This is a genomic window from Streptomyces sp. NPDC051104 (genome assembly GCF_040682835.1).
Lineage (GTDB): Bacteria > Actinomycetota > Actinomycetes > Streptomycetales > Streptomycetaceae > Streptomyces > Streptomyces cynarae.
Map to the genome: position 1 here is coordinate 1 of NZ_JBFBBS010000092.1, position 5,913 is coordinate 5,913.

General features: G+C 68.9%; 6 protein-coding genes. 4 read left to right on the forward strand and 2 right to left on the reverse strand.

Features of this window, described 5'->3' with window-relative positions; genetic code table 11:
• The first annotated feature begins 71 nt into the window (after positions 1–71).
• The 4 genes from AB0N14_RS39320 to AB0N14_RS39335 all read left to right on the forward strand — a co-directional run bounded on the left by AB0N14_RS39320 (position 72) and on the right by AB0N14_RS39335 (position 3,876).
• Positions 72–965 (forward strand): LysR family transcriptional regulator, encoded by an 894-nt coding sequence (locus AB0N14_RS39320; protein WP_366030500.1) that lies wholly within the window; start codon positions 72–74, stop codon positions 963–965.
• 405 nt (positions 966–1,370) lie between these two features.
• Positions 1,371–2,108 carry a FadR/GntR family transcriptional regulator gene (locus AB0N14_RS39325; RefSeq protein ID WP_366030495.1) on the forward strand — a complete coding sequence of 246 codons (738 nt, stop codon included), beginning with the start codon at positions 1,371–1,373 and terminating at the stop codon, positions 2,106–2,108.
• A gap of 147 nt (positions 2,109–2,255) precedes the next feature.
• The gene (locus AB0N14_RS39330; protein ID WP_366030496.1) at positions 2,256–2,465 is read left to right on the forward strand and encodes a hypothetical protein; all 210 of its coding nucleotides are present in this window, start codon (positions 2,256–2,258) and stop codon (positions 2,463–2,465) included.
• Positions 2,466–3,201: 736 nt separating this feature from the next.
• The gene (locus tag AB0N14_RS39335; RefSeq protein WP_366030497.1) at positions 3,202–3,876 is read left to right on the forward strand and encodes a GntR family transcriptional regulator; all 675 of its coding nucleotides are present in this window, start codon (positions 3,202–3,204) and stop codon (positions 3,874–3,876) included.
• A 152-nt stretch (positions 3,877–4,028) separates the two neighbouring features.
• Here the strand turns inward: AB0N14_RS39335 and AB0N14_RS39340 are convergent, their stop codons facing one another.
• Together AB0N14_RS39340 and AB0N14_RS39345 are read right to left on the reverse strand one after the other, a co-directional pair.
• Complete coding sequence (locus AB0N14_RS39340) at positions 4,029–5,411, reverse strand: OFA family MFS transporter (protein WP_366030498.1); 1,383 nt, start codon at positions 5,409–5,411, stop codon at positions 4,029–4,031.
• Between the two features lie 235 nt (positions 5,412–5,646).
• Positions 5,647–5,913 (reverse strand): CoA transferase (locus tag AB0N14_RS39345; protein WP_366030499.1); only part of this gene is annotated, 267 nt, incomplete at its 5' end.

Sequence of the window (5,913 nt, forward strand, 5' to 3'; positions counted from 1 at the left end):
CTTCAGTCCACACACCTGACGATGATCACCGGTGGCCGCACCTGTCTTCCCACCGGCCCCCCACCAGCAAGATCACATCTCCGGCTGGAGTACTAAGACACCTGGAGTACTTCGTTGCCGTTGCCGAGGAGCGGCACTTCACCCGGGCCGCCGAGCGACTGCTGGTCTCCCAGTCCGGCCTGTCGGCATCGGTCCGCTCCCTGGAGCGCGAGCTGGGCGCCCGGCTCTTCATGCGCAGCACCCGCAGCGTGGAGCTGACCGCGGCCGGGCATGCTCTGCTGATCGAGGCGCGCCGCACCCTGGCCGGCATGCGGGCCGCCAAGGATGCCGTGGCCGCCGTCCAAGGACTGCTGCGCGGCACCCTGGCGATCGGCAGCGAGCAGTGCATGCTCAGCGCCGTGGATGTTCCCGCCCTGCTGGCCCGTTTCCGGGACCTCCACCCCGGGGTGGAGCTACAGCTCCAGCAGGCGGGCTCTCAGTTCCTGGCCGAGGAGGTCGCCGCCGGCCGACTGGATCTCGCGTTCGTGGCGCTGTGCGGGGCACCACCGCAGGGCATACGTCTGCTGCCGCTGGCAGCCGAGCCGATGGTTCTGCTGTGCCGCCCCGAGCACCCACTGGTAGCCCGCGAGACGGTCGAATGGGACGATCTGCGCGGGGAGCCGTTCGTGGACTTCACTCCCGACTGGGGAGCCCGCGCCCTGGCCGATCAGGCGTTCGGCGAAGTCGCGATCAAGCGGCAGGTAACCGTGGAGGTCAACGACGTACACAGCCTCATCACCATGGTGGGCCACGGTCTGGGCATCGCCTTGGTACCCGAGCCCATCGCCCACAAGGAACAAGCGGCTTCCCTGTGCCATGTGCGCCTTCCGGACGCGACCACCCCGACCTGGCGCGCCTCGATCGCCGTGCCCGAGCAGACAGGACCGGCCGCGCGGCGGATGATCGGCCTCGTGCCCGGAGTCTGACGGCAGCCGACGGTGGCTGCGACCGTATTGCATCCCTGTAAGAACGCCATGACGTTCACGTTCGGCCACTGACGTGCGTGGGCGACTGCTCGTAAGACGACTCAATATTGGTCGGACCATCTTACCAAGGTGGCCATCTGGGCCCCGAGAGGACACGCAGCCATGCGCCACCTCCTCCCGATCGCAGCGGCGTCCGCCGCCTCGGTCGCCCTCGTCACGGCCCGCGGCGCCGGGCCGGCAGCGAAGGCCCGACCCCCGCAGCCACGGCTTCGTCCGAGCGACTTCGGTGCCTGGACATGATCACGGAAGACCGGCGGTGCCGGGACTCGTCCACGGGTGCGCGCCCCCGCCCGGAGCGATCTGGCACGTTACGCTGGGTGCTCACGGGGCGAGGAGGTCACGGGCATGGCAGTAGCGAAGGTGCCGCCGCTGCGGACCCGTGCCCACAGCGTCAGCGACGCGCTCGTCGCCCATCTCGAACAGCTGATCGCGCTCGGCGAACTCGGCCCGGGTGACAAGCTGCCTCCGGAGCGCGAACTGGCCGAGTCGCTATCGGTGTCGCGGACCTCGCTCCGGGAAGCTCTGCACCAGCTGGAGGCCAAGCATCTCGTCGAGCGGCGGCAGGGCAGGGGCACCATCGTGCTGCCACCGCCCGCCCAGGTCGACGACCTCTACGTCAGGCTGGCCGATCTGGGCGAGGCCGACCGGGAGCTGGCGAACGTGGCCGAGCTGCGGACGGTCATAGAGCCGAAGATCGCCGAATTCGCGGCACTGCGCGCGACCAGCGCCGACCTGCTGCAGCTGGACGACATCCTGCACGCCACGGATGAGAACCTGCTGGCGGCCAAGTCCTTGGAGCTGGACGTCCAGTTCCATCTGACCCTGGCCAGGGCGAGCCACAATCCGCTGCTCACCGCGCTGACCACGATGGTCAGTTCGTGGACCACCCCGGTGCGCAAGGACTCCCACAGCACTCGAGAGGGCCGCCGGGCGTCCCTGGCCGGCCACCGGGCGATTCGTCACGCGGTCGAGGCGCGTGACCCGGCGGCGGCAGCCGAGGCGATGACCCGGCATCTCGCCGATATCGACCAGATGATCCGACGCACGCGCCATGACGGCGCGGCCTCCTCCGACCAGGCCTGACCTCACGTCTTCTCCCCCGCGACGGTCCGCACGGCCACGCGATCCCCCGGTATTCACCTGTGCTCCCACCAGTCGCCGACCGGCGCTGCTCTCACGCATGCCGAGCCGTGCCGGGCGCCTTACTCACACACGAGAAATGGAATATCCATGAACACCTCGGCCATGGATATCAGCGGCGCTCGGGAACTGCTCATCTCCGGCCTCGGGCGGCGCGGCTTCCTGCGCGCCGCCACCGCCGTGACGACGGCGGGCACCGCGACGGCACTGTCCGCGCAGGGCCTCGCGCATGCTGCGGAGCCCGCAAAGACGCCCGGGACCGCGTTCCCGTGGATCGCACCGTCGGCGTACACGGGTTGATCAACAAAAGTCACTTCGCAGGCGGTGCCCCGGCGTAACCCGACGCGATGTGCGTGCCGCCGGCAGGCCACCGCGGCGGTCGCATCTCAACGCCGGACCGGGTACGCGCCGGCTCGGCCAGGACGGCCGGGGCCACCGGCCACGGCGTCGGCGCGGGAACCGAACCCGAGCGGCTTCAGGACTGTGACGCCGGGGACCGGCCGGCCCAGGGGGCGCACCCGCCGGCCGGTCCCGCGTCCGTGTCACGTGCCGCGTCGCCGTCAGCCCGCGGTGGCCGCCGCGCGCTGAGCCAAGCACCGCTCGCCCGTGTACACGTTATTGGGGGTGCCGCTACGGCCGCCGACGAGGATCGGTCCCGTCTCGGCGGCAGGCAGTCGGCGCTGACAAAGAGACCCGCGGCCGCGGGTGAGCTCCGTCCCATCATGTCGATCAGCCCTGGTTCAGTGACTCGGTGCAGCACTCTCTGACCCCTGCAGGTTTCCGCGTGTCGACGCAGGGACTACGCATTCCTGTCGTTTCCGAGACCGGCGAGCTCTCAGGAGATCGTCGACGCCATATTGTCTACAGTATGCCTTCGCTCTCGACAAGGGGAAGGACGGGAACCCGCCGAGGTAATGGAGATCTGATCCGATCTGGAGTGACCGATGAGGTCTTGGGCTGTGCAATCAGGGCGCAACTGTAGACTGTAGACGAAAGCCAGGTCGGATCAGGCGAGCCGCTACCGAGGGGTGGAGCCATGGCGTCTGCGGGGCTACCGAACGGCACCGTGCCGAAGTTGGAGCGTCCCGGCCCGCTGCGCGAGCGGGTCTACGAGGCTCTGCTGGAACTCATTGTCACCAGGTCGCTCCAGCCCGGGCAGCACCTGGTCGAGACCGAGCTGGCCAGGCACCTCGGCGTCTCCCGCCAGCCGGTTCGCGAAGCCCTGCAGCGGCTCAACACCGAGGGGTGGGTGGACCTGCGCCCGGCGCAGGGCGCGTTCGTGCACGACCCCACGGAGGAGGAAGCCGACCAACTGCTCGTCGTCCGCGGTCTGCTGGAGGCCGAGGCGGCGAGGCTGGCGGCGGCCAACGCCACCCCGAAGGCCACGGCGCGACTGCGCGAGTTCTGCGAGGCGGGCGAGCGAGCGCTCAAGGCCGACGATGTCGATGCCGTGGTCGCGGCCAACGCCGACTTTCACGCGTATGTGATGGAACTCGCGGCGAACTCGGTGCTCGCGGAGCTGTCAGCACAAGTGGACCGCCGCGTTCGGTGGTTCTACACACCTGTCGCCCGCACCCGCGGCGCGCACTCCTGGGACGAACACCGAGCGATGATCGACGCCATCGAGGCGCGCGACGAGGAGCGTGCGCAGCGGCTGATGCGGGCCCACACCGAGCACACTCGCACCAGCTACCACGAGCGCGTCCGGTGACGACGACGGGACGTCGCGCGGGACCATGGACGACTTCGGGTGCGGCGGCACCCGTCCGCCGCACCGAGGGAAGCCACCGCCCGTTGCGGACCGTCCGCCAGTGAGCGGCGGCGTCCGCAACGGGCGGACCTCAACCCAACGCAGGCTCCGGGCTAGGCCGCTTCACCGCCGACCTGCAGCGCGCCCGCCCGGACCCGGGGCGCTGCGGTGCGGCCCGGCTGTCGCAGCAGCATCGCCAGCGAAGCCGACACCAGTCCGAGGACTCCCGCGAGGACATACGCACCGGAGTAGCCCCAGGCCGCGACGACCGCAGCACCCATGCCGCTCCCGGCCAGTCCGCCGACCAGTTTGGAGCTGTAGACCAGACCGTAGTTCTGCGCGTTGTTGTTCTCGCCGAAGTAGTCCGGGACCAGCGAGGCGAACATCGGGAAGAAGGCGCCTGAGCCGAAACCGGAGATGAAGGCGAAGAAGAGGAAGAGCGGTTCGCTGCGGATGTCGCCGGCCCACAGGACACCGAACTGCGACAGGCCCTCGATCGCGACCACCATGATCAGCGTCTGCTTCCGTCCGAGCCGGTCGGACACCCAACCGGTCACGCCGCGGCCGGTTCCGTTGATGATGGACATGATGCCCATCGACGAGGCGACCACCAGCGGACCGAACCCGATCTGCTTCGCGAACGGAACCTGGAAGGAGATGCCGAAGATGGACACCCCGGAGCACAGCACCAGGCAGAACCACATCAGCGGGAGCATCCCGGTGCGGATCGCCTCCATCGGCTCGTACTGCCGCACGGCCGGGGGGTTCTTGGACAGCGTCTTGTCGTTGGCGTTCTTGCTGTGCTGGAGCGGGTCGACCTCCTCAGGCCACCAGTTCTTGGGCGGGTCCTTGAAGAACCAGCCGCAGATCGCAACGAACACCAGGACGTAGACGCCCACCCAGTCGAGCACCGTGCTGTAGTTGCCTTCGTCGAAGGAGTAGGTGAACACGAAGATCATCGGTACGGATCCGTAGGCGAAACCGCCGTTGACGAAGCCGGTCTTGCCGCCGCGCCGTTCCGGGTACCACTTGCCGACGATGTTGACGCAGGTCGAGTACACCATGCCGGCGCCCCCGCCACCGAGGACACCGAAGCCCAGGATCGCCAGCGTCACGTTCGGCGCGTAGCTGAGGGCGAAGAAGCCGATCCCGGCCAGGACGGCTCCTGTGAGCATGGCCCCGCGGGCTGTGAGGATCCCGCGTTCTCGCAGCCTTCCCGTCGGGAACGCCACCGCTGCCTGGAAGACCGTCCACACGCCCAGGACCCAGAACGTGTTGGTGGACGACCAGCCGTGCGCCGAGGACAGGACCTCCTCGGCCGAGCCGAAGGCGTATTCCGCGACGCTGATGGCCATCATGGCCACCCACGGAAGCACCACCATCAGCAGACGCGGGCCGCCCAGAAGGTCCCTGGGACTCTCGCCGACCCGGTACACGCGTCCGTTCGCATCCGTGACCTCGCGGTATGCGGGTCGTATGGATGATGCGATTGTCATGTCTTTTCCCCTTGCTCAAGAGACTCGCCAGCGCCCCCTGGTCGGTACTCCATGTGCAGTGCGGGGAGGTCTGGCCCCGGGCAGCGGCGCCCGAGCCGGACCTGTCACGCGGACCGGGCTTGACGGTCCGCGCCATCGAGGGTTGGTCGGCGGCGCAGCGGGGGGCCGCGTCGCCGTGTCGGAAGCGGCGGATGCCGGGCCGCTTCCGCCGAGTGGCGGCGGCACCGCACCATGCTCAGATCACTCCGTTCGACTTGAGCATCCGTAGCTCCTCGTCACCCAGGCCGAGTTCGCCGATGTAGATCTCCTCGTTGTGCTCGCCCAGCAGCGGGGAGGTGGCCACCACCACCGGCGAGTCGGACAGTTTCAGCGGGCTGCCCACGGTGATGAACTCACCCCGCTCGGGATGCGGGACGCGTACGACCATCTCGTTGGCGATCAGCGACTCGTCCTCGATGATCTCCTTGGTCGACAGGATCGGCCCGCACGGGATGTTGTGGGC

What these genes read in the sequence shown, in the direction of transcription:
- AB0N14_RS39325 (WP_366030495.1), top strand. Translation starts at nt 1,371, where the DNA reads ATGGCAGTAGCGAAGGTGCCGCCGCTGCGGACCCGTGCCCACAGCGTC.
- AB0N14_RS39330 (WP_366030496.1), top strand. Translation starts at nt 2,256, where the DNA reads ATGAACACCTCGGCCATGGATATCAGCGGCGCTCGGGAACTGCTCATC.
- AB0N14_RS39340 (WP_366030498.1), bottom strand. Translation starts at nt 5,411, where the DNA reads ATGACAATCGCATCATCCATACGACCCGCATACCGCGAGGTCACGGAT.
- AB0N14_RS39335 (WP_366030497.1), top strand. Translation starts at nt 3,202, where the DNA reads ATGGCGTCTGCGGGGCTACCGAACGGCACCGTGCCGAAGTTGGAGCGT.